Raw genomic sequence first — 25,839 nt, forward strand, 5'->3', positions numbered from 1 at the left:
GGCCGCCGGCCCCGGTGCCGCGGGCGGCGGCGGGGCCGGGGGGGGCGCGGGTGGCGCCCCCCCCCGGCCCCACCACGGAGTCCGTGGAGCCCGTGGAGCCCGTGGAGCCTGCGGGGCTGTCGGAAGCCCCGGGGCCGGACGCGTCAACCGTGGCGGCCGTGCCCGCCGTGCCCGCCGGGGCGGCCGGGGCCCCGGCGGGGGCGGGCTGATCGTCCCCGCGGATGAGCGCCGCGGCTCCCTCGGTGTCGCCGACCGCGCGGAGCCCGTCGGTGAACTCGGCGTTCATCAGCTTCCGGGCCAGCGAGGAGAGGATCGTCAGATGGGCGTCGTCCGCACCCGCAGGAGCGGCGATCAGGAAGATCAGGTCTGCGGGCCCGTCCGCCGCACCGAAGTCGATCCCGGCCGCGCTGCGCCCGAAGCCCAGCGTCGGCTCGGTGACGTGCTCACTGCGGCAGTGCGGGATGCCGATACCGCCGTCGAGGCCGGTGGGCATCTGGGCCTCACGGGCGGCCACGTCGGCGAGGAAACCCTCCAGGTCGGTCACCCGGCCCAGGGCCACCATCCGCTCGGCGAGGGCTCGCGCCGCCGCTTCCTTGGTGTCTGCGGACAGGTCGAGGTCGACCAGATCCGCGGTGATCATCTCGCTCATCGCGGGCTCCTTCGCACGCGTATCGCCCTTGACGTGAAATGGGCGGAAGGGTGAACGGGGGTGGTGGTTCGGTGGGGGGCTGTGAGGACGGTGGCGGCGGTAGTGGGGGTACTGGAGGCAGCGGGGGCGTGGGGAGCAGTGGTGGCTGAGGGGGCGGTGAGGGCTGACGGGGCCTCATGAACATCGGTGTTCACGTCACCGGCTCCTTCAACGCGCGGTCCACCGGCACCGTTGCCGTGACCGTGACCGCGGCCGGGTCCAGGTCACCCGGCGTGGGCATCACGCTGCCGGGGGTCTGGACGGCAGCCGCTCCGTGGGCGAGCGCCGAGGCGAGCGCCTCCGGTCCGTGCCCGCCGGCGATGAGGAAGCCGGCGAGCGAGGAGTCGCCCGCGCCGACGTTGCTGCGGACGACGTCCACCCGGGCGGAGCCGAACCAGGCGCCGTGCTCGTCGACGAGTACCTGCCCGTCGGCGCCCAGGCTGGCGAGCACGGCACGGGCGCCCATCCCGCGCAGTTCCTCGGCCGCCTTCACCGCGTCGCCCACGGTGGTCAGCCGGCGTCCGACGGCCTCGGCGAGTTCCTCGGCGTTGGGTTTCACCACGTCGGGCCGCTCGCGCAGCGCCGCGGCCAGCGCCGGCCCGGAGGTGTCCAGGGCGATGCGTGCGCCCGCGGAGTGCGCCCGTGCGACCAGATCGGCGTACCAGGAGGGTGCGAGGCCCCGCGGCAGGCTTCCGCAGCAGGCGATCCAGTCGGCGCCCCGCGACTGTCTGCGGACCGTTTCCAGGAGCAGTTCCTGCTCGGCCGCGGTCAGCTCCGGGCCGGGCGCGTTGATCTTCGTCAGGACGCCGTCCGCCTCGGCGAGCGCGATGTTGGAACGGGTGGCTCCGGCCACCGGCACCGGAGCGACCTCGATGCCCTGCGCGTCCAGCAGTCCGGCGACCACGGCGCCCGGCGCGCCGCCCAGCGGCAGCACGGCGACGGTGCGCCGGCCGGCCGCGGCGACGGCACGGGAGACGTTGACGCCCTTGCCGCCCGGGTCCACGCGCTCACCGGTGGCCCGGTTGACCTCGCCGCGCTCCAGCGCGGGAATCTCGTACGTGCGGTCCAGTGACGGGTTGGGAGTGACGGTGAGGATCATGCACGCACTACTTCCGTGCCGCCGCGCTCGATCGCGAGGGCGTCTTCAGGGCTCAGTCCGCTGTCGGTGATCAGCAGGTCCACGTTGTTCAGGGTGCCGAAGCGGGCGAAGTGCTCCTGGCCGTGCTTGGAGGAATCGGCGAGCAGCACCACACGGCGGGCGGCCGCCATGGCCGCGCGCTTCACCGCCGCCTCGGCGAGGTCGGGAGTGGTCAGACCGTGTTCGACGGAGAAGCCGTTGGCCGCGACGAACAGCACGTCCGCGCGGATCTCTCCGTACGCGCGCAGCGCCCAGGCGTCCACGGCGGCCCGGGTGCGGTGCCGTACGCGACCGCCGACCAGGTGCAGCTGGACACCGGGATGGTCCGCGAGCCGGGCCGCGATGGGCAGGCTGTGGGTGACGACGGTGAGCGAGGACTTCGCCGGCAGGGCGGCGGCGAGCAGAGCCACCGTCGAACCGGCGTCGACGATCATCGTGCCGTCGTCGGGAAGTTCCGCGAGGGCGGCCCTGGCGATGCGGTCCTTCTCGCCGGCGGCCGTGGTCTCGCGCTCGGCGAGGTCGGGCTCGAAGTCGAGGCGCCCGACCGGGATCGCCCCGCCGTGCACCCTGCGGACGACACCCGCTCGATCGAGGGACTTCAGATCCCGGCGGATCGTCTCCGCCGTCACCTGGAACTGCTCGGCCAGCGAGACCACGTCCACCCGGCCACTGTCCCGGGCCAGCCGCAGGATCTCCTGCTGCCTCTCTGGTGCGTACATGCCGACTCACCTCCGAACCATGCCCGAACGTGTGGTTTCGCCTCGAAGATTACGCCGGGTTATGCGAGAAGTAAACGGGAACGGACCCAACCAGGCACGAACGGGCATGAACGGGCATGCGGTGCGCCCGCTCCGCTCCTCCGCTCCTCCGCCCTTCCACTCTTCGGCTCTTCGGCTCTTCGGCTCTTCGGTCAGGACGGCCGGAGTTCGGGCAGGGCGTGGGTGCGGATCGCCCCTCCCCACCATCGGCGAGTCCGCCCCCTCCGGCGACTCGGGCAGCGCGGGCAGCGCGGGCAGCGCGGGCAGCGCGGGCAGCGCGGGCAGCGCGGGCAGCGCGGGCAGCGCGGGCAGCGCGGGCAGCGCGGGAGAAGACGGGAAGGGCGGGAAGGGCGGGAAGGGCGAAACCAGGCACGGCCCCGGAGCGGACGCCGGGCCGCCGTCAGGAGGCCGTCAGGTCGTCCCACGGGAAGTGCCGCAGGGCCGCGAGGTTGGCCACGGCCAGCTCCGCCGGCCCCTGCGGACCGTCGCCCGGACCGTCACCCGCCGCCCAGCCCTCCACGGCCGCGCGGACGGCGGCACTCGCGACGGCGGCGGCGAAACGCAGTCGCGCGTCCGCGGCAGCGCCGGGGACACCGACGGCGTGCCCGGCACGCCCGGCATCGTTGTCGGCCGCCGGGCCGGCCGGCATCCGCGACGCCAGCACCTCCGCCAGTGCGCGCTCCGATGTCTGGCAGACCTCCGCCCACACCCTGCGCAGGGAGGGATGCGCGTCGGCCAGGCGGACCAGGGTGCGCACCCACCCCCAGGAATCCGACGAGACTCCCGCGCCCGGACTCGGCATGGAGCGCGCGGCGTCCTCCAGGGCCTGCGGTACGGACGTTCCGGGCGGCGCCGTGCGCACCGCCTCCACCCAGCGCCGGGCGCCGGCCTCGTAGAGCGGGGCGACGGCTTCTTCCTTGGCTGCGAAGTACCGGTAGAAGGTGCGCGGGGCGATGCCCGCCGCCTGTGCGACGTCCTCGGCACGGGTGGCCTTCAGACCCTGGCGGACGAAGAGGTCGGCCGCCACGCGGGCGATCTCCATACGGGTCTCGGCTTTGCGCCGCTCGATCAGCGAGATCGGAGGAGGCGGCGGAACGATGTTGCTGCTCACGCCCGGCAGGCTATGCCCATGTGACACAATCTGCCATCCGGCGGGCCACCCCGGGGTTCAGGTTCGGGGTGGCCCGCTTTCCCGTCCGCACATGGGGAAACCGGGTCCGGCACCCGGGGGGAGAGTGCCGGACCCGGCTTGGGAAGTCCCGGCGCCGGGGGGGTGGTGCGACGGGACGTGGCTCGGGAGAGTCGTCCGGGAGGAAGGGGCCGGGATCTGCGGACTTCCGGATCCTCTGGCCCCGTAACTTCCGGGCTCTGCATTCTTGTTCCCTGGTCCAGCGGATCGAAGCAGTGTCAGGACGTCATGTTTGCGCCGTATTTCACCACCTGGCGCCCTCAAGGGACCCGCACTCGGCCCGCACCGGTTCCGTGGCGGTTCTACGCCGCCGCGTCGAACCCGGTGTCGCGGGCCAGCTTCTTCAGTTCCATCAGCGCGTGCTTCTCTATCTGGCGGATCCGCTCGCGGGTCAGACCGTGCTGCTTGCCGACCTCCGTCAGGGTGCGCTCCCTGCCGTCCTCGATGCCGTAGCGCATCTTGATGATCGAGGCCGTGCGCTGGTCGAGGCGGCCGATGAGGTCGTCCAGTTCCTCGCTGCGCAGCAGCGTCAGTACCGACTGCTCCGGCGACACCGCGGAGGTGTCCTCGAGGAGGTCGCCGAACTGGGTCTCGCCCTCGTCGTCCACCGACATGTTCAGCGAGACCGGGTCACGGGCCCAGTCGAGCACGTCCGTCACCCGCTCCGGTGTGGAACCGAGCTCGGTGGCGATCTCCCCGGGCTCCGGGTCCCGCCCGTGCTCACGGTTGAACTCGCGCTGCACGCGCCGGATCCGGCCCAGCTCCTCCACCAGGTGGACGGGCAGGCGGATGGTGCGGGACTGGTCGGCTATCGACCGCGTGATGGCCTGACGGATCCACCAGGTGGCGTAGGTCGAGAACTTGAAGCCCTTGCGGTAGTCGAACTTCTCGACCGCGCGCACCAGGCCCGCGTTGCCCTCCTGGATGAGGTCGAGCAGGGGCAGACCACTGCGCGGGTAGCGGCGGGCCACCGCGACGACCAGGCGGAGGTTGGAACGGATGAAGACGTCCTTGGCCCGCTCGCTCGCGTCGTACAGCGCCTGGAGTTCCTCGGTGGTGGCGCCCACCTTGTTCTCCTCGGTGCCGTCGAGGATCTGCCGCGCGAACACACCCGCTTCGATGATCTGGGACAGCTCGACCTCCTTGGCGGCGTCGAGCAGCGGCGTGCGCGCGATCTCGTCGAGGTACATGCCGACCAGGTCGCGGTCGGCGATCTCGCCACGATGGGCGCGAACACTGCTTGCCGAGTCGGCCGTCTCGCCGGAGGCGGACTTACGACGGGCGACGGCACGGGTTGCCATGCTTGCTCCCTTACGATGATGAGGTCAGCGGGCGGTTCTGCGAATGCCTGGCACACGCGTCAGGGTCTCGGTCTCTCGTCTCGGACTCTGCTCGGGTGCCCGGCATCTGTTGGAAACAACGACTGGAATCCGGACAGAATTCCCCACCCGACCCCCGAATTTTCTGATCATGCAGTACCCTGTCCGGTCACAGGGGGGTCACGATGTCGTCGGGTTACGCGAAGGCCCAGGTCAGGCCAGGGGCCGAGGGCGATCTGCCGGCGCTCACCGATCTGTACAACCAGTACGTGCGCGAGACGCCCATCACCTTCGACACCGCGGTCCTCACCCCTGACGAGCGCCGCCCGTGGCTGCTCTCCCACCCTGTAGACGGCCCGTACCGCCTGATGGTTGCCACAACCGCGCCCGCACCCGCGCCCGAAGCCGCGGCGGCGACCACCGCCGCGGACACCGGGCGGATCCTCGGCTACGCCACCTCCAGCCCCTTCCGGGCGAAGCCCGCCTACGCGACGTCGGTGGAGACGACGGTCTACGTCGCCCCGGACGCCGGGGGCCGCGGAATCGGCAGCCTGCTCTACACAGCCCTGTTCGAGGCCCTGGCGGGCGAGGACCTGCACCGCGCCTACGCGGGCATCGCCCAGCCGAACGAGGCCTCCACGCGGCTGCACCGGCGCTTCGGCTTCCGGCACACGGGCACGTTTCGTGAGGTGGGCCGCAAGTTCGACCGCTACTGGGACGTGGCCTGGTACGAGAAGGACCTGTAGGCACAGGCTCCGGGCCCCGGGCATGGAGCCGGGAGCCTGCGCTCCTCGGAGAGCTCAGCCGAACTGCACCGACCGCTTGGCCAGCCCCAGCCAGAACCCGTCGATCACCGACCGCTGCGCGGCCAGGTCGCCGGCGGCGTCGGCCGCGCCCAGGGTGACGAAGAGCGGTGCGAAGTGTTCGGTGCGCGGGTGGGCGAGCATGCCCGCCGGGGACTTGCGGGCGAAGTCGAGCAGCCCGTCCACGTCACCGGCGTTCAGCGCGCGGTGCCCCCAGTCGTCGAACTCGGCCGACCACCCGGGGATGCCGCCCTGCCGCAGCGCGGCCAGGTTGTGGGTGAAGAACCCGGAGCCGATGATCAGCACGCCCTCGTCGCGCAGCGGCGCGAGCCTGCGCCCGATGTCCATCAGCTTCACCGGGTCCAGGGTCGGCATGGAAACCTGGAGCACCGGGATGTCGGCCCCGGGGAACATCTCGACCAGCGGGACGTAGGCGCCGTGGTCCAGCCCCCGGTCGGGGACGTCCTGCACCGGGACGCCGGGGGCGCGCAGCAGCTTGCGTACGGAGTCGGCGAGCGCGGGGGCGCCGGGGGCGCCGTACTTCACCTGGTAGTAGTGCTCGGGGAAGCCCCAGAAGTCGTAGACGAGCGGAACCGTCTCGGTGGCGCCGAGGGCGAGCGGGGCCTCCTCCCAGTGGGCGGAGACGACGAGGATCGCCTTCGGGCGGGGCAGTCCGGCGGACCAGGCGGCCAGTTCGCCGGGCCAGACGGGGTCGTCGGCCAGGGGCGGGGCGCCATGGCTGAGGTACAGCGCGGGCATGCGTTCCTGAAGGGCGGCGGTCATGACTGCGACTCCTTCCGGCGATCGGTACGGGCCCGGCCGGCGGGGCGGCCGGAGGGGCAGCCGACGGGGCGGCCGGATCTTTTGCTTGAATCCTCAATTTCCACCCCGGACCCTACCGCGCTTTTGTTTAACTTTCAAGAAGAAGGGTCGTAGAGTGGACCGTATGACGACGGCACCCACTTCCGCAGCGGCACCGGGCTCGGAACCCGGCCCGGCAGGCACCGACGAACCCCGTTGGCTCAGCGCCGAGGAGCAGCGCGTCTGGCGCTCGTACATCGAGGCCAGCACCCTCCTGGAGGACCACCTCGACCGCCAGCTCCAGCGGGACGCGGGCATGCCGCACCTCTACTACGGCCTGCTGGTCAAGCTCGCCGAGGCACCGGAGCAGCGGCTGCGGATGACCGAGCTCGCGATGCTGGCGAAGATCACCCGCTCCCGGCTCTCGCACGCCGTGGCCCGCCTGGAGAAGAACGGCTGGGTGCGCCGCGAGGAGTGTCCGTCCGACAAGCGGGGCCAGTTCGCCGTCCTGACGGACGGCGGTTTCGAGGTGCTGCGCCGTAACGCACCGGGTCACGTGGAGGCCGTACGGCAGGCGCTCCTCGACCGGCTCACCCCCGAACAGCAGAAGTCCCTCGGCGAGATCATGCGGATCGTCGCCGAGGGACTCCAGCCCAGCGAAGCGGGTGCGGACCTGCCCTGGCTCCGCTGAGCGCGGAACCGGGGCAGGTCCTGGAAGCCGTACGGACGAGGCGTCCCCTCCCCCTCCGTACGGGTGGCCGGTGCCCCGAAGGGGTGACGGTCAGTGGGCGATGACCGGCACCGCCATGTCCTTCCCGGCGGTCCCCGCGCCCTCGCCGGAGGACCCGGTGACCGTGGTCCCCGGGCGGCCGGCGTTGACGAGGGTCAGGGCGATGGCCGCGGCCACGACGAGGATCCCGACGGCGAACCAGATCGCGCTGGTGTAGCCCTGGACCATGCCCTCGAGCTGCACCAGCTGCTGCTGGGACCGGCTCGAGGCGCCACCGATGTGGTCGGCGACGTAGGACGTGGTGGCCGAGGCCGCGATCGTGTTCAGCAGGGCCGTACCGATCGCGCCGCCCACCTGCTGCGAGGTGTTGACCATCGCGGAGGCGACACCGGAGTCCCGGGGCTCGACGCCCAGGGTGGCCAGCGACATGGCCGGCATGAACGCCGTACCCATGCCGAGGCCGAGCAGCAGCATGCCGGGCAGCAGCACGGAGGCGTAGGAGGTGCCGACCTCCAGCCGGGTCAGCATCAGCATGCCGAGCGCGGCGACCAGGAACCCGGGGCCCATCAGCAGCCGGGGCGCGACCCGGGTCATCAGCCGGGCGCCGATCTGGGTGGAACCCGTGATCATGCCCACGATCATCGGCAGGAACGCGAACCCGGTCTTCACCGGCGAGTAGTTCTGCACGATCTGCAGGTAGTACGTGAGGAAGAGGAACAGGCCGAACATCGCGATGATCGCCAGCCCCAGCGAGAGGTAGACCCCGCCGCGGTTGCGTTCGGTGACCACGCGCAGCGGCAGCAGCGGCGCCTTGACCCTGGACTCGACCACGACGAACGCCAGGAGCAGGACGGCCGACGCGACGAACATGCCGATCGTCAGCGAGTCGCTCCAACCCCCGGACTCGGCCCGGGTGAAGCCGTAGACGAGCGCGACCAGACCGAGGGTGGACAGCACCACGCCGGGGATGTCCAGCGGCGAGCGGTTGCGGCTGCCCTGCGGCTCACGGATGACGAAGTACGCGCCGATCGCGGCGACGACGGCGAACGGGATGTTCACGAAGAACGTCCAGCGCCAGTTCAGGTACTCGGTGAGGAAGCCGCCGAGGATCAGGCCGACGGCGCCACCGCCACCGGCGATCGCACCGTAGATGCCGAACGCCTTGGCGCGCTCCTTGCCGTCGGTGAACATCACCGCGAGCAGGGACAGCGCGGCCGGCGCGAGCAGCGCGCCGAACACGCCCTGCAGGGCACGGGCGCCGAACATCATCGCCTCGTTGGTGGCGGCGCCGCCCAGCGCGGAGGCCGCCGCGAAGCCGCCCAGACCGAGCACGAAGGCCCGCTTGCGGCCCCACAGGTCGGCTATCCGCCCGCCGAAGAGCAGCAGTCCGCCGAAGGCGAGGGCGTAGGCGGTGACGACCCACTGCCGGTTGCCGTCGGAGATGCCCAGGTCCTGCTGGGCGGAGGGCAGGGCGATGTTCACGATGGTGGCGTCCAGGACGACCATCAGCTGGGCGAGCGCGATGAAGACGAGCGCCTTCCAGCGGTTGGCATCCGGTACGCCGTCGGCATCCGGTATACCCGGTGCACCGGGAGCTTTTGAGGCTGTTTCAGACATGGGGGTACCCACTTCGGGACTTCGGGACTTCATGACGGAAGAGTTAGGGGTTCGTGACGAAAAACGGTGTCGTCAGGGAACGACTCGTCCACGGGACGGCCGCTGGGCTGAGGTGCCTGTCGAGGTGGTCAGAACTTGGTAAGGGATCGGTCGGATCGTTCAGAATGTTCGGACCACCCGGATCACCCGGATGATCAAGGTGATCCGGAGGGCCCGGGCGGTCAACGGATCGTTCAGTTCGCGCGCAGGTCCTCCACGGTGACGGCCGCGCCCGGCAGGAAACCGCGGGCCGGGGCCCGCATCCCGTCCAGGAACAGCTGAAGATGGCGGTGGACGAACCGGTCGACGTTCACGCATCCCGTGCCGGCCGGCGGCCGGCCGAGCTGGGCGATGCCGATCAGCAGATCCCCGAGGTCCACGTCGTCACGGAGCTGACCGGCCGCCTTGGCGCGGCCCATCATCCGTGCGACGAGCGCCTCGAGACGTACGCGCGCGGCCTCCAGATCGGGGTGGTGCTGGTCGAAGGCGGTGGAGAGCATCGGGCACAGCGCGCCGAGCCGCTGCTCGGCGGCGGTGTGCGCGAATCGCTCCAGCGCCTCGAAGGCATCCCCGGCCCCGGCGAGCAGCTGCTCGGCCGCCTCCGACGTACGGTCCATCACGGAGCACACGACCTCACGCACCAGCGCTTCACGGTCGGGGAAGTTGCGGTACACCGTGGCATTGCCCACGCCGGCCCGGCGGGCGACCTCGTCGAACGGCACGTCGGCGCCGCACTCGACGAACATCTCACGGGCGGCGGTGACGATCCGCTCCCGGTTGCGCAGGGCGTCGGCGCGGGGCCGGGACACCTTGCGCGGCGCGGAAGCGGCGGTCTGCACGATGCACTCCTGGGTCACTGTCGTTACTACCGGTCCTGCTGCTGGTCCTGCTGCTAATGCTGCTGATGCTGCTGCTGGTCCCACTGCGGGCACCGCTGTCGCGATCCGGGGAAGAAGTCCCCGTTTCGCGCGAACACAGATCCAAACGGGGAAGCAGTCCCCGGTTATTTCCCTCCAACGGCAGCTTTCACGGTGACCTGCGTCACATTCCCCGTGTGTCCGTCGGAGCCCTCGCACGATCGGCCCCTTCAACGCGCGCCCGCGCACCCCTCGACGGAAGGTGATCAAGAGGGTGCAGCCGGAGACCGGGGGCTGCCGTGGAGCGGAGGTTCCCCGCATGCAGCCGCAGTCGACCAGCAGCCGGATATCCCCGCGCCGCCTGGCCGCCCTGGCCTCCGTGACCGCCCTGACCCTCGCCGTCGCCCCCTCGGCCGGCAACGGCCACCTCTCCCCGTACCTCTCGGCCCCCGGTGCCGGACCGAGCGCCCTGTCCCGCTCCTCCGCGCACGGTCCCTGCATGATCAGCAGCACCCGCGAGGTCCAGATGTCGGAGGGCATCCCCACGATCGTCGGGTACGCCCGCTCCACCGGCACCGTCCGCGCCCTCACCCTCATGGTCGACTTCTCGGACGCCCCCGGCGAGGGCAGGGCCCTCGACCGTTACCGGGAGTTCTTCCCGCAGACCCAGCAGTGGTTCCGCACCAGCTCGTACGGCCGCCTCGACTACCGCCCCGAGGTCCCGGTCCCGGACTGGCTGCGGATGCCCAAGTCGTTCCAGGAGTACGGCATAGAGCGCGGCGCCCCCTTCGACCCCGGCTACCGTGAGCTGGTCGACGACATCGTGGCCGCGGCGGACCCGAAGGTGGACTTCCGTGCGTACGACCTGGTGAACGTACTGGTGACCCCGAACGCGGGCCCCTCCGCCCTGGACACGGTCCTGTCCGTCACCTTCGCCGGCAACGCGGAAGCCCCGACCGCGGACGGCGTCCCCGTCTCCAACGCGTCGTTCGTCTACTCCCGCCAGGACGACGGCTCCGGCTCCCTGGACCGCACCGGCTACCGCGTCCTCCCGCACGAGAACGGCCACGTCTTCGGCCTGCCCGACCTCTACACCGCCGAGGGCGGCGGGGCCGTGGGCCACTGGGACATCATGAGCGAGGACTGGGGCGCCAACAACGACCTGCTCGGCTGGCACAAGTGGAAACTGGGTTGGCTGGACGCCCCCCAGGTGCACTGCGCGGCGGGCACGGGCACGCAGGAGTACGCCCTGACGCCGCTGGCCGAACGGGGCGGTCCCAAGCTCGTCTTCCTCCCGCTGGACGGGCGCTCCGGATACGCCGTCGAGTTCCGCACCCGCGCCGGCAACGACGAGGCGGTGTGCCGGCCCGGCATCCTCGTCTACAGGGTCGACGCGGACGTCGACACCGGCATGGGCCCGATCACGGTCTTCGACTCCCGCCAGGAGAGCGGCGGTTGCACTCGCAGCCCCAACGTCCACGCGGAACTCTCCGACGCCCCCTTCTCTCCCGGTGAGACCTTCGTCGACCGCGAGGCGGGTATCCGGGTGACGGTCCTGGGGGCGAAGGGCCCGAATTCGGGCTCGGAGCCCGATGCGGACACGGACCTGGCCGCGGGGCCGGGCCCGGACCCGGACACGGACCCGCCGGTGTACCGGGTGCGGATCACCCGGACCTGAGCCGGGACCCGCCGACCGGCAGAGCCCGGCCGGCGGAGTCGGCGGCCGGTGCCGGTCAGGCGGCTGCCGCGGTGCGCGTCGGCTCGGGCACGATGACGGCCGGGCAGACGGAGTGGTGCAGCACCCCGTGGACCACCCGGCCGAGCCGGGGCCCGGAATGCCGCCGGCCGCCCGACAGGCGGCCCGCAGACCCGGCGTGAAGCCGCCGACACCCACGACGGAGGGGGCGGCACGGCCGTCGCCGACGGGGCCCACCGTCTCACCGCCCCGCCGTGCGGCCGGGTTCGACGGGACCCGGCCCCGGGGGGGCGGCGTGGAGGTCGTACGGCACAGCCCGCGGGCCCCGACGCGGACACGGATCCGGACTCAGGGCCGGGGCGGCCCCCGATGACCGGGAGCTCGCCGAGGGCTCGTACGACCGCTGCCTCCCAGCCGGCTCCTCACGCCGGGAATGCCGCTCGTCCACGCGCCCGGGGCGCCGGACGACCGGTTCCCGCCATCGGACCTCCGGACAGGCGCACGTCCGCTGTCACAGCCGTGTCACCAATCCGCCGGCTCGTTCATCTCCGGGGCAGTCGAGTATCCGCCGAGCTGATAGATCAGTGTCGCCTGTTCCGTGGAGCAGATACTGATGCCCTTGGCCAGCAGGTTCTCGTTGAAGAGGTCGTCCTCGCCCAAGGACGTCGTCCGGTCCGGCGGTCTGCTCATGTTGCTGAAGCGGATGCCCCGCACCAACTCCGTTTCCAGAAGCCACGCGCTCTGGTCCACCGACCGGACTGACGTCGGCCCGTCGTGCGCGTCGACGCGGTCCTTGTACACGTTCGAACCCGGCTCGACCACCCCGAGTTCCCTCATCCGCAGATACTCCCGGCGTCCGTTCTCCTCACCGAACGCCCATGGGTCACGCTGCTCGAGATACGGCTCTCCGTCCGGATGGACCACACGCGCCCACGAGTGCACCGCCGGACTACCGGATTCACGAGCCTTCTCCAGGAGGCGGTGCAGATGCGATTCCTCCCATTGGTTGTCGTCGTCGAGATAGGCGACCCAGCGCGTCTGGACCAGATCCGTCCCGAGGTCCCGGACGGACGCGATGCGCCGCGGCCCGTTCCTGTCGCCCGGGCCCCGTTGCGCCCAGCGCGGCCACACGGTGGCGGGCAGGTCCCGCCCGAGGGCCAGCCAGGTGTCGGGGCAGTCGTCCACCATGACGATGTGCGCTCGCACGTGCCGGCAGCACTGCCGCTGGACGGACGCGATCGCCCGGTTCAGCAGGGCCGGCCGCCTTCTCGTCGGTGTGACGACCGTCACCACGCCGTCCAGCTCGGATGCGCGTTCCCCCACCGTCTCTCCTTCGCCTCGTCGGTTCGCCGACCCGAGTGTGCCGGTGCGTTCCGGCCGGCCGGTCAATCAGCCGACCGCTTTCCACACGGGCTGCCCGCTGTCGTCGGCCATCGCCCGCAGAATCTCGAGGAAGCTGGTGACACGCCCCTTCACCTGCGACTCGTCGTAGAAGGATCGGTTGAAGTTCAGGGCCCCGCCCCGACGGCTGCTGTCCACCAGCATCCAGGGCTGCGCCTGTCGGCACCAGGCCGGCATCGCCTCGCTCGGAACCTCACCCAGCCGGGGGTACGCATCCCCACCCGGCAGCGGTGTCGGCACGACCTCCAGCTCGTGGTCGACCCGCAGCGGACCGGGAAACGACTCACTGGACTCGGGGACGACGGACTGGAAGTAGGAGTCGAAGAGATGGAGGTCCGACCACGGCCTGGGGCGACCGGTCTCGCCCAGTAGCTCCACCAGGTTGCGGTAACCCGTCCGCGCCAGCCTGGCCTCGACCAGTGCCCGGTGCACCTGCCGGACGAAGGTCTCCAACGACCCCTTCCAGTCGATGTCCACGGGGACGAACACGTCCTGGCCGAACTGTCCGACGATCGCCCGCTCGGCCTTGCTGTGACGGCCCAGCGTCACCGTGCTCACCACCACCTCGGACGACCCCGAGACGCCGGCGATCACAAGGTAGTAGGCAGCCATCAGGACGACGTACTGCGTCGTGCGAAGTCTCGTCGCACAGTCGTCCAGGCGCGCCGAAACCTCCGAGGGCACGCTGAACTCGATGGCGGCCGGGTCCACCAGCAGGTCGGAGGCGGCCGCCTGCCGGGGCTCGACGGACAGGGGCCGGGGCAACAGCGGCTGGAGCCGGTGCGCCTGCTCCCGGACGCCCGGCCCGCGGCCCCCGTACTGTCGCTCGTGCAGATCCAGCAGGTCCCGATAGCCGTAGGGCACCGGCGCGGGCAGGTGGAACAGGCCGAGGCGCGCGCTGTAGCACGCCATCAGGTCACGCACCAGGATCCGGTCCGACCAGGCGTCGAACAGGAAGTCCGGGAAGCTGACGCACAGGATGCTGTAGTCCGCCGACAACCGGAGGAGACGCGCACGCCACACCGGCGCCGTTCCCAGGTCGAAGGCGCGCACGCTCTCCAGGTACAGGACATGCGCCAGCACTGCCTGCCGCTCCGCCGGCGGATGGTGCCGGAGATCTTCGACGTGCAGTTCCGCCTCGACGTCCTCGACGATCTCCACCAGCGGATCGAGGTCGGTGGTCTTGAAGCGCATCCGGAGCATCTCGTGCCGTCGCGTCACATCCGCGAGAGCCCCCTTCAACGCGTCCGGGTCGAGCTGCCCACCGAGGCCCCGCGTCAGCAGAGCCGTGAACCGGGACCTGCCGGGATCCCCCGGTGACATCTCGTGCATCCGCTCCCAGAGCAGCTCGTATCCTCGAGGCAGCGGCCCGACCACACCTGTGAACGACATGCTGTAAGTCCCCAATCCTGTCAGCCGGTGCGTTCCCCGATCCGGAGGTTCAGCGCCCCACCGAGCGCGGCAGTACGAGCTTGTCCGGGCCGACCGGGCCGGGGTACGGGGTGTGCCGCCGGGCCCCCTCGGCCAACGGAAGCCGCCCGAACGTCCACCGCGTGTCGAGCGGCAGGCGGCCGGCCCGCAGAGTCACCGCTCCAGCCCGGTAGGCGTGCTTGACGAGGCGTTCGGCGATGCGCCCGGGCCGTTCCGGAACCGGCTGGAGTCCGGCGGCGTCGACGACCTCCCGCAGACTCCGCGCACCGTCGAAGCAGGACAGCAGGCGGGCCTCCTCCTCCGTCACGGTCAGCGTCCGCTCGCCGTCGGTGAGGACGGTCCCGCCTTCGTTCTCCACGACGGCCCAGCCCGGGGCGAGTTCGGGACGGATCCGTTCGTGCTTCGGGTACACCAACCGGATATTGTGGATGTACAGGGCATCGAGATCCGAGGACAGGAGGCACTGGACCGCGTCCGCCGGCGTCTCCACGAGCGGCATGCCGCGGATGTTCAGCGACGTGTTGAGCACCAGGGGGACACCGCTCGTCTCGAAGAAGCTCGTGATGAGCCGGTGGTACTGCTCGTCGACGTCCGGGGCGACGATCTGTATGCGGGCGGTCCCGTCGACGTGGCAGATCGCGGGCACCATCTGCTGCCACTCCTCGCGTACGGGGCAGCAGGACAGCATGAACCGGGTGTCGGCGGCCGTGCTGGTGTCGAAGACCTTGTTCACGTGACTTTCGAGCACGCTCGGCGCGAAGGGCCGGAACATCTCACGCATTTTGACCTGCTGGTTGATTCGGTCACGCATGTCCTCGGGCCGCGGATCGGCGAGGATGCTCCGGTGGCCGAGGGCACGCGGTCCGTATTCGCTGCCTCCCTGGAACCAGCCGATCACCGACCCCTCCGCCAGTTCGGCGGCCGCCCGTTCCGTGAGGTCCTCGTCGTCGATCACTTCGAAGGAGACACCGACGGCGTCCAGGTATTCGACGACGGCGGCGGTGTCGTACCCCTGCCCGGTGTAGGAATGCGAGATCGGCTTGAGGTCGCGTGCCTTCCCCGCGCTCACATAACCGTAGTACGCGAGCCCGACCGCCTGGCCGTTGTCACCGGCGGCCGGCTGGACGAAGATCCGGTCGAACATCCCGGAACGGGCGAGGACTCCGTTCGCCACCGCGTTCAGGCCCACTCCGCCGGCGATGCACAGATTGCGTTGTCCGGTCCGGCGCTGCACCTGCGCGCACAGCCCGAGCATGCCGCGCTCGAGCTCGCTCTGCACCTTCCACGCCAGGTCCCTCGCGAAGGAACTGATATTCGCCGGGTCCGGTACGAGACTGAAGCTCTGGTCGTTCAGGGATTCGGCGTACCCCATGCCGACGATCCAGTCGAGGAAGGGCCGGAAGTCGAAGCGGCCCTCGTTGAGGTGGAACCATTCGCCGGACAGTTCGGGCCGGGGACCGCCGTAGGGCGCGAGGCCCATGGTCTTCCCCGCGTCCGGCACTCCGGCCCTGGTGTTGTAGAAGCCGAGGAACGTCGTCACGTACTCGTACATCCAGCCGAGGCCGGGATTGAACAGGTTGTCGGCACCGTGGCCGGCCCTGACGGGGACATACCGGTTCTTCAGAACGGTCGAGTGACGTCCGCTCCGGGTGAACGTGTACGCCGTTTCGGCCTCGTACCCTTCGTCCGTCCACGTGCCGTCGCCGTCGACGACCAGAACCGCTGCTTCCTCGAACCCGCTCGCCCAGAACGCGGACAGGGCGTGCACGTAATGGTGCACGCCACCACTCGGCTCACGCGCGACCACCAGGCGATCGGGGTCGCGGACCGGAAGGTTCAGCCCGGCCATGGGCGCCAGGTAGTCGTCGGCGATCACTATCCGATCGACATCGTCCAGACCGATCGAGTGCGCCTGGAGGCAGTAGCTGATCGAGGCCCACGGGTAGTACCCGAACCGCTCTCCGAACTCCTCCCACAGACCGTGGTAGTTCCTGATGGCCCCGTACTTCACCCTGGTGAGCCGCTCTTCTTCTATCGCCGTGACCACGCGCCCGTCGGCGATGAGGCAAGCGCCCGTGTCATGCGGGCCGGTGTACACCCCGAGACTAAGCATTGAGCACCCTTCGGCTCTGGGCAGCAGTCTGCCCGCAAGCGGTATCCGTCGTATCGGTCGGAAGGAACACGTGTTGCTGCGGACTCAATCGGCTGGTGCGGTGGTCCGGCTGGGCGCCGGCAGGAACCGCACGGCCGCGTTCCGGTCGATCTTCCCGGTGGACGTTCTCGGGAGCGGCCGGTCGGCGAACACGATCCGAAACGGGACGGCCGCGGGCTCGACCCGGGATGCGCAGAACCGCCGGACCTCGACGCTCGACACCGTGCGATCCGGATCCGTCCTGATCACCGCGGCGACGCTGGTGTCGCCGCTCCCGTTCCACGGCAGCGCCACGGCCTCCACCACGGCGTCCATCCGCAGGAGCACGTCCTCGACGTCCTCGAGGTCGACGCTGACCCCTCGCACCTTCACCCGGAAGTCGCGCCGGCCGACGAACCACAGTGATCCGTCGCTCCGGCGCTCGACGAGGTCCCCGGAACGGAAGTAGGTACTGCCAAACGCACCGGGACCGTCGCGTCCGCCTTCGACGAAGCTGCCGTCGTATCTCCCCGCCGGGTCGATGTACCCGGCGGTCTGGAACGGTGTGACGACGTACAGTTCGGCAACACCCGGGCCTGCCAGTTCGCCACCGTCGTCGGCGACGAGCCGGATGTCGACGCCCGGTAGCGGCTCGCCGAGGGGAACGTGGTCGGCCACCATCTGCTCACCGTCCAGCACGGCGACGAGTGAGTCGTTCGTCTCGGTGCTTCCGTACACGTTGTAGTAGGTCGCCGAGGGGAACATCTCCCTGACGGCCCGGCGCGTCGGCTGCGGCGTGTTGTCGCCGGTCATGATGACGTGCCGTGCGGTCGGCGCACCATCGGCGGCCAGTGCGGGCAGCCCGCGGGCGAGCCGTTCGTACAGGACCGGAACGCCTTCGATCACCTCCGGCTGCCACTTCCCGACGAGCCGTGCCAGGCGTTCGGCGTCGCGCAGCGCCGGTCCGGTCGCCCCGATCACCGTGCCGCCGCGGGACAGCGTCGTCCACACCTCGAGCAGTGACAGATCGAAGTTGAGGGGGGCGTAGCTGAGTACCTTGGTGCCCTCTCCGATACCGAACCGAGCGGACGCCCAGTCCGCGAACCGGCACAGCGCGGGATCACCCAGGGGCACCAGCTTCGGATGCCCTGTCGAGCCGGAGGTGCAGAACACGAGGGACGCCTCGGACAACGGCGCCTCTGCGGACGGTTCGAGCAACTCGACGCGCACGTCCTCGGGCCGGGCACCGGGCCACGCGATCCGGGAGCACCCGGTGTACCGCAGCGACGTCTCCCTGACCGAAGCAGTCGGCCCACCGGGCAGCAGTACGACCGGACGACCGGTGCGCAGGGCCCCGAGCACCAGGGGGATCGCACCGCCGTCGGTGTCGCACACGACGGCGACCGGCCCCGCCGGGCCTCGCGCCGACATCAGCGCGTCGGCGTGCCGGTCGGCCAGGTGGTGCAGTCGTGCGTAGCTCATCGTCATGTCGGACGTCGCCAGTGCCACGCTTTCCGGGTGGTCCTCGAGGACCCGCCGGATCGAGTCGAGCAGTGTGATGACGATCCTCCCCTTCAGCGGTTTTCCGGGGTCTCGTGCGGGGCGCCGTGCCGGTCGACGATCCCGAACGCCCGCACGGAGCACGTGCCGAGTCCCACTACGGCAAGCGGCGGAGCGAAGAACCGGAACCCCGAGGTCGGCAGCCCGTCCAGGTGATGCAGGTGTTCGACGATCGGGATCCCCCTCTCCAGCAGCAGCGAGTGCGCCGGTCGCGACCTGTCGGCCATCGAGTCGATGTTGACGGAGTCGATCCCGACGACCGCGGGCTCCAGTTCCACGAGGAGCTCGGCTGCGGCACGTCCCAGAAAGGGATGCGTGTCCGAGAAGTACCGGTCCGTACCCCAGTGTGTGTCCCAACCGGTGCGGAAGAGGACGGCCTTGCCGGTCACGGCTGCTTTGTCGATGACTTCCGGGCCGATCTCACCGGTCGCTTCGGCACGCACGACGACACCGTCGACATCGACGACCCGGCCGAGGGCGACCCCGGACGTGTCCGCGCCGTCGCTGTACCGGTGGAACGGCGCGTCCAGGTAGGTTCCCGTGTTGGCCACCATGCTGATACGGCCTATGTGGAACTCCACGCCGTCGACATACCGCGTACGTGACTCCTCGCGGGACATCTGGGTCGTGATCTCCGGACCGGGCAGCCCGGGGTAGGTCACCATCCCGTGGTGGACGGGGTGACTCAGGTCCACGATGTCAGCGGGCCTCGCCGTCATGCTTGGGCTTCCTCTCGGTCGGATGCGTGTCCCCGGCCGCGCGGCCGGGGGCCGGTGCGTCTGCGGTGTCGTCGCGCCGCAGTTCCTCGACGTGCGCCAGCGTCGCGATCAGGGATCCGTGCGCGCCGGTGTGGCCGGTGGGCCACCCGGGGCCGGCGAGCCGGTGGCGATAGAGACCGTGCGGCGACTCCAGCCGCTCGACGCCCACGCTCCCCGCGAAGACGCGCAGGCGCACCACTCCGGTGACGATGCGGTCCAGTTGCTCCAGCGCGTCCCGCACGCACTGGGTCGTGTGGTGGTACCAGCCGCCCTCCACGACGGAGTGCGTCCAAGCCGTCGCGAGGAAGTTCCGGATGACGTACTCCTTTCCCTCGAAGACCGCATTGGCCAAAGCGCGATGCGCGGTGGTGATGACCGACGCCGCCGGCGCTTCCCTGACCTCGTGGTTCTTTCCCCTCAGGAAGGTGTCCTCGAGTCCGGAGAACCGGCCGACCCCGCGGGCGCCCGCCAGCTCGTTCAGCTGCGGCACCAACGACGCCAGGGGCATGTCCTTGCCGTTGAGCGAGACCGGCAGGCCGCGCTCGAACGCCAGCTCGATCACCTCCGGTCCGGCCTCGAAGGCGGCGTCCGGCGCGGCGGACCACTGGAAGACGTCGGAGTCCAGCTCGTTCTCCGGACTGTCGAGGCTGCCGCATTCGACGACTCGGGCCCAAGGGTTGGTGTCGATGCTGTGTACGCCGTAGGGGAACTCGATTCCGATGGCGGCGAGTTCGCGGACCATGCGCTCCCGGGGCACCGCCGACTGCAGGAAGGGGGCCGCGAGGGGCAGCTCAGGGAGGAAGTGGGCGATCGCGGCCGACAGCCGTACGCCGCTGTTCTGCATGGCTGTCGCGCTGTGGCAGATCATGTCGCAGCCGCGGTTTTGGGCGACTTGCGCTGCCAGTCGCCCCATCAACGGCCGGGAGATGCTCGATCCGATCGGGTAGAGGCCCTCGTAGTACGCGTCGGCATGGATCGCGGCCGGCAGGAACTCCCGGAAGAACTCCTCCGTGGCATCGACTCGTTCCACCTCCACGCCGAGGGTGTCGGCCCGCGCCGTCGCGGCCGGGTCGGCATTGGCCCCAAGGTCGATCACCAGGGCCAGCGGGTTCGCGGAACGGTCCACCAGCCACTTGAGGAGGTACGTTCCGTCGACACCACCCGAGTAGAGGACGAGAGGGCGTTCAGGCACGTTCTTCGAGAGGGTCTCCAGACTCGCCGTGAGCAGCATCGCGGCTCCCTTCCCTGAGAGGGGTGTCGGCACCGGACAAGCGGGAAACGTGCGGAGGAGTGCTACGGCGGATCACCCGGGAATAGGGCGGTCGCCCGGCTTCGGATCGGCGAAGGTCGGTGATCGCGAAAGCGCGGCGCAACCAGCGGTCGCACCCGTCGAAGCGGGGTACGAACGCCGTCCGGCCGTGGACCGCGGTGCGGTTGTCGACCACCAGCAAATCGCCAGGACGCAGCCGCACACCCACCACGGACTGCCGCAGAGCGTCGAACAGCTCGGTCAGCGCCGCCTGGGCGCTGTCCGTCGTGGCCTCCATCGCGTGCAGGTCCACGACCATGCTCTCGGCTCCGTTCGTGTCGCTGAGAACGGGGATCGGATCGCAGTACACACGTTCGTCGGGTCCGACGAAAGACGAACTGTAGGCCACGCGAAAGTACGGCTGCCGAAGGATCTCGACGGCATCACGTGAGACCAGGGGCAAAGCGTGGCGCATGCCGGCGACCACCGTCCGCGCGCGATCGTCGCGGTCCGGCCGGAGACACAGCAGTGTGATGAAGTCGGGCCTGGTGGGATGGAATCCGTTCTCCGTGTGCAGTTCCAGGAGCGAGCTGCCGACGTTTTCCTGCCGAGTTTCCATTCCGGGCTGCGGAATGACGTCCTGGATCAGCGCTCCGGCCTTCTCCTCCGCGTAGGAGATGAGATCGCCCAGTGCGCTGAGGATCATCAACTGCACCGTCGTGCATATCGGTACGTCGGCAGACCTCGACGGCTCTCCGCCGGCCGGGGTGTCCGGCAGTACCGGATCCAGTGGCAGGCCGCGTATCAGTAACGCTCCGTGCTCATTACTCGTCCAGCGGAAGTGGGTGAGCTCTTCCATCAGGCGGGTGGGAAGATGGCGGGCGCCGGACACCATGGACGAGAGCTCCGCGTTGCTGTCCAGATCCGAGAACGAATGCCCTTCGGCAATCGTTCTGCATTCCGACATCAGCGTCGATCGTTCCTGTCCGTTCAAGGTGAACGGCGGAAGGAGCTCAGGGAATAGGTTGTCGGACTGATCAACTGAGGTGCGATTCACCATTCTGCAAACTTTCCGGAGAGGTTTCGTCTACGCCTTCTTGGCCCGGTCGTAGATCTCCGCAATCATCTGGATGTCATGGATTGCGTCCTCCGCACTGCACCGGCTTGGACACCTCTCCTCCAGAACGTCGGCGAAATGCTCGAGTTCGCGTTTGAACGGATCCGCGTACGACCCCTCGTACTCCTGGGAGCGCAGCGGTCCGTGCGGCCCTTTTGAGAACGAGTGGCGCACGGTCGCCGGCGTGTTCTTGAGATACACCGAGGGGTACGTGAGCGTGGTGTGCGACATGGGTGTGGAGACGTGGAACTCCTCGCGGTAACCACCCGACAGTCCGGTCATCACGACCAGCGTCATCGACGCGGTGTCGCCGTCCTCGGATTCCCACAGCGCGTGAACACCGCGGCGCCCGAGGAGAGGAGTGGCGCTTCTCAGCTGGAAGCCGGACCGGAAGAGACGCCGTAGGCAGTACAGCTCGTGTGTGGCGAGGTTGTGGAGCACTTCCTCGAACAGGTACGGCCAGGTCGGTTCGGCCGCCGCCGTGTTGTCCGCGGCGGGCGACGCACAGCGCGCGACGCTGTGATGGGCCCGGTAGAAGTAGTCGTCCGGCAGCACGGCGGTGCTCGCGATGAACCGTCCCGGCGGTTGCTCGTCCACCAGCCGGTGGAACTCGTCGAAGGCCGTGTCGAAGATCCTGCTGTACCCCGCCATGACGGTCAGGCCGGTCCTCCGGGCACGCTCGGCGATCCGGTGGGCGTCGTCGACCGAGTAGCAGAGCGGCTTCTCGACAAAGACGTGCTTCCCGGCGTCCAACGCCTGTTCCACGAGGCCGGCGTGATCACCGGGGGTGGCGATGACGACGGCCTCGACGGCCCTGTCCTCGAGGATGTACCGCGAGTCGGTGTGAGCGTTCTCCACACCGAACCGGTGGGCGACCGACTTCAGGACTTCGGCGTCGGTGTCGCACACGGCGAGCAGCCGGAACCGGTCATCCATCTCGCGCAGATGCGGTAGGTGCATGATCTGTGCTATTTCGCCGCAGCCCACGACGGCAACCGCTGTCGGCTTGTGCGCTCTCATGCGACCTCACCCTCCTCTGCACGCCTCACGGCACCATCAGCGCTTCGGAGCGGAGCGCGTCGACGTTCGTCATGACCTTGTCGATGGCCTGGGCGATGTCGTTCATGTCTGCCGCGGTGCCCAGGAGGGCCCGGTGCGGAATGGTCAGGAACCGTGAGCGAGCCTCGTGCGCGTTCGGCAGTTCGAACCGGGTGGGGTCCAGCAGGGGCAACAGGACGGGGTCGTACTTGTGCGAAGACCGCCGCGGGTCGTAGAGGCGGCAGGCGTTGAGCGGCTCGTGCAGCGGCTCGCAGTGCAGACTCAGTTCCCTGCTCAGGGCGCTCAGCACCCGATCGACGGAGACGCCCTCGAGGACGCCCGGGTCGAGCCGGACGCAGTACCGGTAGTAGGCCCTCTTGGTGACTCCTGGAAGAGCCCTGACCGGGTGCGCGTACCCCGTCCCGTCGAGGAGCGCGGACAGGTGTGCCGCGTTCGCCGCCCGCCGTTCGTTCTCCGCGTCGAGGCGTCGCAGACCGCCGAGCAGCAGCGCGGACCCGATTTCCGTCAGACAGAGATTGCGGCCCTGCACCGTGCCGACATCCTGGAGATTGGGCTCCCGCACGCCAGGGTCTTCGGCGTACCGCCGGCCGTCGGCGCGGTATTCCACGAGCCGCTCGTAGAGGTTCGCGTCCTTGGTCAGGCACGCGCCTCCTTCCCCGGAGGTCAGTAGCTTCGACTCCTGCATGCTGTAGGCGGACACCGCTCCGTAGGTGCCCACGCGTGCGTCCCGGTACATGGCGCCGTGGGCTTGGGCACAGTCCTCGATGAGCGCCAGACCGCGCCGCTCGCACAGCGACACGAACGCGTCGATGTCGGCGACGCTGCTGCCGTAGTGGACGAGGAGCACGGCCTCGGTCCTGCTCGTGATGGCCGCCTCGGCCGCCTTCGGGTCCATGCAGAGTGTTTCCGGGTCGATGTCGACCAGAACCGGCACGAGCCCCAGGTTCGCCGCCGCCGACGCGCACGCCACCCAGGTGAGACCCGGCACGAGCACTTCGGCACCGTGCGAGAGGCCGAGCGCCTCGAACGCGATGGTCAACGACGCGGTGCCACTGCTCGTGGGAACGCAGTGGGGTAAACCGTGATACTGGGCGAAGGCGTCGGCGAACTGCCGCTCGTACAGCTTCCGGCCGTTGTGGTCCTCGCTGATCGCCCACCGCCCCGACTCAAGGACATCCGTGAGGATCGCTTTCGTGTCGAGGTCGAGTCTGGGCCACAACGGCCATTCGGAGGTCCTTACGGGGGTCCCGCCAAATTCTGCGAGCAGAGTACGGTCAGACAACTTTTCTCCTGCTGGTCTGATGAGAACGACTCGATCCGATCGGGCGTTCCTACCGCTGCGGCAAGCCGTCCGTGATCCGGAGAAGATCCTGGACGGTAACGCCGGAGGCACCGTTCACAAGATCGGTCAGGTCCACGTCGACGGAGTATCTCGATTCCAGCCTGGCGAGCAGGTCGACAATCATCAGGGAGTCCAGGCCGACACCGTCGTGACCGAGCGGCAAGGACGGTTCCAGGCTGATGTCCGTGAGGTCGCAGGCGAACTCCTCCTCAAGGATCACGCGTATCTCGGCCAGACGTGAAGATGCAGTATCCATAAGTGCGCTGCTTTCTGATGTCCGGAAAGGAGGCATGCACTCAACCGCTGCCCGGGGGTGTCCGCACGGAGAAACCCGCGCAGGGCACACGGTGTTGGCACTCTTCCGGTCGAGGGCGATGCCACGGAAGGCCTGCCGCAAAGGCCGTTCACCCGTCATTGGCCAGACTTCACAAAAGCCAGTTGGGCACCGATCGGAACTCTCGCCCCAACAGTACCCACCGGCACCGGAGGGAGGAAGTTTGGTTCCGGCCAAGCATCTCGCTCTTCACGCGCTTCCGCACCGGATCCGACCAGCGGGAACGTCATCCCCTGCCGAATTTCACGTGGCGTGAGGAAGACCCTGGCGGACTCCCGGAGCACTTCTTGACGGGACGCTCGGTCCGTTCGTAGCGTACCGCTCGACGATCTCGGATTTTCACGGTACTGCGCCTCACGCAACGCCGGTGGAATGGCGCGGAGGGCTCTTTCAGCATGTCGGAATCAGGCCAGCACGATGAAGCTCCGAAGCGCCGATTAGGCGCCCTTGCCGATCCGGAGGAAACCGGGTCTCGGCGCGCGAACCGACGCTCGCGCCTGGCCGTGGGTCTGCTCTACGTCATCATGAGCGTGCCCATCGGCGGTTGGGCGGCTCGCGTGCCGGAGGTGCGCCGGCAGGTGGGCGCCGACGAAACCCTGTGGGGGCTCGCCAACACGGTCCCGAGCATCGGGAACATCGTCGGCCTCTGCACCATCGTGCTGCTCGTCGGCCGGGTGAGCAACGTGGTGCTCGCATCGTCGGGTGCCTGTCTCGTCCTGCTCACCGTGCCGCTGATGGCGGCATCGCCCAGCTTCGGTGCGGTGGTGCTGGGGCTGACCACCTGGGCGCTGGTCGCTCACATCATGGACATCCCCATGGGCGCCATGGCGCTGGAGGTACAACGTCGTTACGGACGGCCGGTCATGGGCAGCTTCGACGCCTGCTTCGGGCTGGGAACACTGGCCGGCGGAGCGACCGGCACCGCGGCAGCGGCGTTCGGCGTTCCCCCCTGGGTCCAGTTCACCGTCTCCAGCGGACTGCTCGGACTGTGCCTGGCCGCGGTGGTCCGGTGGCTTCCCGAGGAGGCCCCCCACTCGGCGAAGGCCGCCCGGGTCCCCCTGCGCAGGCGGTTCAACCGAAGGATGCTGCCCATCGCCGTGATGGCCTTCCTGACGGGGTACGTGACCGAGTCGTCGATCCTCTGGAGCGCGATCTACGTGACGGACACCATGGGAGGGGGGCCGGTCCTCGGCGGAGCCACCTACACGGCCGCCGCCACGGCGGGGACTGTGGCGATGCTCTTCGTCGACCGCGCCACGGCACGCCTCGGCGCGGTACGCGTCGTCCGCCTCTCGACGCTGTTCGCCGCCGCCGGATTCGGGCTCTGCCTCGTCCTCGCGAACCCGGTGGCAGCGATCATCGGATTCATCGTGCTCAGTGTGGGGATGGCCTGCGTCAACCCGAACGTCTACACCTTCGCCGGAAACCAGGAGGGCCTCACCGCGAGCGAGGGGGTCTCAGTCGTGGAGATAGGGCAGATGCCCGGAGCGACGGTGGCCGCACCGGCGTTGATCGGCGTAATGAGCGGCGCGGTCGGTCTGCGCGCCGCGCTGGGCTCGATCGTGATAGCCACCATCCTGCTGGCCGCGCTGGTCGGACGGGTCCGGTACGTCGACCGGTCCGCGGGGCGGCCTCCCGGTGAGGTCGTCGGGTCACCGCGGTGACCGGCGGTGCAGGTCTGCCGCCCCGCCGGTCACGGGTGCCGATCACGGGTGAGGACCTCACCGGTCCGGCGGGACCGGCTGATGGTACGCGGGGGCGGGCCGGGGCCGGCGGTCGTCGCGGCTGTCCCCGGGGGCCGGGGTGCCCATGACGGGTACGT

Annotated in this window: 22 protein-coding genes; 4 read left to right on the forward strand and 18 right to left on the reverse strand. The window is 69.7% G+C overall.

Translation table 11 applies throughout. The annotated features are described in order from the left end of the window. From ORI94_RS24435 to ORI94_RS24455, 5 genes are all read right to left on the reverse strand, one after another. A partial coding sequence (locus ORI94_RS24435; protein ID WP_266079328.1) for a PTS sugar transporter subunit IIA occupies window positions 1-649 on the reverse strand: 649 nt, incomplete at its 3' end. A 190-nt stretch (window positions 650-839) separates the two neighbouring features. Then, window positions 840-1,787, reverse strand: coding sequence for a 1-phosphofructokinase (gene pfkB, locus ORI94_RS24440; RefSeq protein WP_266079330.1), 948 nt, complete (start codon window positions 1,785-1,787; stop codon window positions 840-842). Next, on the reverse strand, window positions 1,784-2,545 hold the full coding sequence (locus ORI94_RS24445) for a DeoR/GlpR family DNA-binding transcription regulator (protein ID WP_266079332.1): 762 nt from the start codon (window positions 2,543-2,545) through the stop codon (window positions 1,784-1,786). The genes pfkB and ORI94_RS24445 overlap by 4 nt, the downstream gene beginning before the upstream one ends. Before the next feature lie 439 nt (window positions 2,546-2,984). After that, window positions 2,985-3,626: a TetR/AcrR family transcriptional regulator gene (locus tag ORI94_RS24450; RefSeq protein ID WP_266079443.1), complete on the reverse strand. Its 642-nt coding sequence runs from the start codon at window positions 3,624-3,626 to the stop codon at window positions 2,985-2,987. Window positions 3,627-4,075: 449 nt separating this feature from the next. After that, the gene (locus tag ORI94_RS24455; protein ID WP_266079334.1) at window positions 4,076-5,074 is read right to left on the reverse strand and encodes a sigma-70 family RNA polymerase sigma factor; all 999 of its coding nucleotides are present in this window, start codon (window positions 5,072-5,074) and stop codon (window positions 4,076-4,078) included. A gap of 203 nt (window positions 5,075-5,277) precedes the next feature. On the opposite strand from ORI94_RS24455, the gene ORI94_RS24460 reads away from it, so the two are divergent. Continuing rightward, window positions 5,278-5,838: a GNAT family N-acetyltransferase gene (locus ORI94_RS24460; RefSeq protein ID WP_266079336.1), complete on the forward strand. Its 561-nt coding sequence runs from the start codon at window positions 5,278-5,280 to the stop codon at window positions 5,836-5,838. Window positions 5,839-5,892: 54 nt separating this feature from the next. Here ORI94_RS24460 and ORI94_RS24465 read toward each other — a convergent pair whose 3' ends face one another. Beyond that, complete coding sequence (locus tag ORI94_RS24465; RefSeq protein ID WP_416237887.1) at window positions 5,893-6,654, reverse strand: dioxygenase; 762 nt, start codon at window positions 6,652-6,654, stop codon at window positions 5,893-5,895. A gap of 187 nt (window positions 6,655-6,841) precedes the next feature. Between ORI94_RS24465 and ORI94_RS24470 the strand changes: the two genes are divergently transcribed. Then, the gene (locus ORI94_RS24470) at window positions 6,842-7,387 is read left to right on the forward strand and encodes a MarR family winged helix-turn-helix transcriptional regulator (RefSeq protein ID WP_266079341.1); all 546 of its coding nucleotides are present in this window, start codon (window positions 6,842-6,844) and stop codon (window positions 7,385-7,387) included. Window positions 7,388-7,477: 90 nt separating this feature from the next. Here the strand turns inward: ORI94_RS24470 and ORI94_RS24475 are convergent, their stop codons facing one another. Both ORI94_RS24475 and ORI94_RS24480 read right to left on the reverse strand, forming a co-directional pair. Beyond that, window positions 7,478-9,043, reverse strand: coding sequence for an MFS transporter (locus ORI94_RS24475; RefSeq protein WP_266079343.1), 1,566 nt, complete (start codon window positions 9,041-9,043; stop codon window positions 7,478-7,480). Window positions 9,044-9,276: 233 nt separating this feature from the next. Next, the gene (locus tag ORI94_RS24480; RefSeq protein ID WP_266079345.1) at window positions 9,277-9,921 is read right to left on the reverse strand and encodes a TetR/AcrR family transcriptional regulator; all 645 of its coding nucleotides are present in this window, start codon (window positions 9,919-9,921) and stop codon (window positions 9,277-9,279) included. A 337-nt stretch (window positions 9,922-10,258) separates the two neighbouring features. Here ORI94_RS24480 and ORI94_RS24485 point away from each other — a divergent pair, with 337 nt between their 5' ends. After that, on the forward strand, window positions 10,259-11,617 hold the full coding sequence (locus ORI94_RS24485) for a M6 family metalloprotease domain-containing protein (RefSeq protein ID WP_266079347.1): 1,359 nt from the start codon (window positions 10,259-10,261) through the stop codon (window positions 11,615-11,617). A gap of 540 nt (window positions 11,618-12,157) precedes the next feature. Here ORI94_RS24485 and ORI94_RS24490 read toward each other — a convergent pair. The 10 genes from ORI94_RS24490 to ORI94_RS24535 all read right to left on the reverse strand — a co-directional run bounded on the left by ORI94_RS24490 (window position 12,158) and on the right by ORI94_RS24535 (window position 23,939). Beyond that, window positions 12,158-12,958, reverse strand: a complete 801-nt coding sequence (locus ORI94_RS24490; protein ID WP_266079349.1) for a glycosyltransferase family 2 protein — start codon at window positions 12,956-12,958, stop codon at window positions 12,158-12,160. Window positions 12,959-13,024: 66 nt separating this feature from the next. Then, window positions 13,025-14,428 (reverse strand): condensation domain-containing protein, encoded by a 1,404-nt coding sequence (locus tag ORI94_RS24495; RefSeq protein WP_266079351.1) that lies wholly within the window; start codon window positions 14,426-14,428, stop codon window positions 13,025-13,027. 49 nt (window positions 14,429-14,477) lie between these two features. Then, the gene (locus tag ORI94_RS24500; protein ID WP_266079353.1) at window positions 14,478-16,580 is read right to left on the reverse strand and encodes a carbamoyltransferase; all 2,103 of its coding nucleotides are present in this window, start codon (window positions 16,578-16,580) and stop codon (window positions 14,478-14,480) included. A gap of 84 nt (window positions 16,581-16,664) precedes the next feature. Next, the gene (locus tag ORI94_RS24505; protein WP_266079355.1) at window positions 16,665-18,107 is read right to left on the reverse strand and encodes an AMP-binding protein; all 1,443 of its coding nucleotides are present in this window, start codon (window positions 18,105-18,107) and stop codon (window positions 16,665-16,667) included. Between the two features lie 65 nt (window positions 18,108-18,172). Beyond that, a complete protein-coding gene (locus tag ORI94_RS24510; protein WP_266079357.1) occupies window positions 18,173-18,877 on the reverse strand; it encodes a cyclase family protein in 705 nt (234 codons plus the stop codon). Continuing rightward, a complete protein-coding gene (locus tag ORI94_RS24515) occupies window positions 18,858-20,147 on the reverse strand; it encodes an argininosuccinate synthase domain-containing protein (RefSeq protein WP_266079359.1) in 1,290 nt (429 codons plus the stop codon). Before ORI94_RS24515 ends, ORI94_RS24510 begins: the two co-directional genes overlap by 20 nt. Further along, the gene (locus ORI94_RS24520) at window positions 20,101-21,225 is read right to left on the reverse strand and encodes a TauD/TfdA family dioxygenase (RefSeq protein ID WP_266079361.1); all 1,125 of its coding nucleotides are present in this window, start codon (window positions 21,223-21,225) and stop codon (window positions 20,101-20,103) included. Before ORI94_RS24520 ends, ORI94_RS24515 begins: the two co-directional genes overlap by 47 nt. 27 nt (window positions 21,226-21,252) lie before the next feature. Next, complete coding sequence (locus tag ORI94_RS24525; protein WP_266079362.1) at window positions 21,253-22,302, reverse strand: Gfo/Idh/MocA family protein; 1,050 nt, start codon at window positions 22,300-22,302, stop codon at window positions 21,253-21,255. Between the two features lie 25 nt (window positions 22,303-22,327). Next, a complete protein-coding gene (locus ORI94_RS24530; RefSeq protein ID WP_266079364.1) occupies window positions 22,328-23,623 on the reverse strand; it encodes a DegT/DnrJ/EryC1/StrS family aminotransferase in 1,296 nt (431 codons plus the stop codon). A gap of 49 nt (window positions 23,624-23,672) precedes the next feature. Continuing rightward, window positions 23,673-23,939, reverse strand: a complete 267-nt coding sequence (locus tag ORI94_RS24535) for an acyl carrier protein (RefSeq protein ID WP_266079366.1) — start codon at window positions 23,937-23,939, stop codon at window positions 23,673-23,675. A 602-nt stretch (window positions 23,940-24,541) separates the two neighbouring features. On the opposite strand from ORI94_RS24535, the gene ORI94_RS24540 reads away from it, so the two are divergent. After that, window positions 24,542-25,681, forward strand: coding sequence for an MFS transporter (locus ORI94_RS24540; protein WP_266079368.1), 1,140 nt, complete (start codon window positions 24,542-24,544; stop codon window positions 25,679-25,681). The last annotated feature ends 158 nt before the right edge of the window (window positions 25,682-25,839 follow it).

Source organism: Streptomyces sp. NEAU-W12 (genome assembly GCF_026242095.1).
Lineage (GTDB): Bacteria > Actinomycetota > Actinomycetes > Streptomycetales > Streptomycetaceae > Streptomyces.

Coding starts and splice junctions, on each gene's coding strand:
- pfkB (WP_266079330.1), bottom strand. CDS start 1,787: ATGATCCTCACCGTCACTCCCAACCCGTCACTGGACCGCACGTACGAG.
- ORI94_RS24445 (WP_266079332.1), bottom strand. CDS start 2,545: ATGTACGCACCAGAGAGGCAGCAGGAGATCCTGCGGCTGGCCCGGGAC.
- ORI94_RS24450 (WP_266079443.1), bottom strand. CDS start 3,626: ATGGAGATCGCCCGCGTGGCGGCCGACCTCTTCGTCCGCCAGGGTCTG.
- ORI94_RS24455 (WP_266079334.1), bottom strand. CDS start 5,074: ATGGCAACCCGTGCCGTCGCCCGTCGTAAGTCCGCCTCCGGCGAGACG.
- ORI94_RS24460 (WP_266079336.1), top strand. CDS start 5,278: ATGTCGTCGGGTTACGCGAAGGCCCAGGTCAGGCCAGGGGCCGAGGGC.
- ORI94_RS24465 (WP_416237887.1), bottom strand. CDS start 6,654: ATGCCCGCGCTGTACCTCAGCCATGGCGCCCCGCCCCTGGCCGACGAC.
- ORI94_RS24470 (WP_266079341.1), top strand. CDS start 6,842: ATGACGACGGCACCCACTTCCGCAGCGGCACCGGGCTCGGAACCCGGC.
- ORI94_RS24475 (WP_266079343.1), bottom strand. CDS start 9,043: ATGTCTGAAACAGCCTCAAAAGCTCCCGGTGCACCGGGTATACCGGAT.
- ORI94_RS24485 (WP_266079347.1), top strand. CDS start 10,259: ATGCAGCCGCAGTCGACCAGCAGCCGGATATCCCCGCGCCGCCTGGCC.
- ORI94_RS24495 (WP_266079351.1), bottom strand. CDS start 14,428: ATGTCGTTCACAGGTGTGGTCGGGCCGCTGCCTCGAGGATACGAGCTG.
- ORI94_RS24500 (WP_266079353.1), bottom strand. CDS start 16,580: ATGCTTAGTCTCGGGGTGTACACCGGCCCGCATGACACGGGCGCTTGC.
- ORI94_RS24510 (WP_266079357.1), bottom strand. CDS start 18,877: ATGACGGCGAGGCCCGCTGACATCGTGGACCTGAGTCACCCCGTCCAC.
- ORI94_RS24515 (WP_266079359.1), bottom strand. CDS start 20,147: ATGCTGCTCACGGCGAGTCTGGAGACCCTCTCGAAGAACGTGCCTGAA.
- ORI94_RS24520 (WP_266079361.1), bottom strand. CDS start 21,225: ATGGTGAATCGCACCTCAGTTGATCAGTCCGACAACCTATTCCCTGAG.
- ORI94_RS24525 (WP_266079362.1), bottom strand. CDS start 22,302: ATGAGAGCGCACAAGCCGACAGCGGTTGCCGTCGTGGGCTGCGGCGAA.
- ORI94_RS24535 (WP_266079366.1), bottom strand. CDS start 23,939: ATGGATACTGCATCTTCACGTCTGGCCGAGATACGCGTGATCCTTGAG.
- ORI94_RS24540 (WP_266079368.1), top strand. CDS start 24,542: ATGAGCGTGCCCATCGGCGGTTGGGCGGCTCGCGTGCCGGAGGTGCGC.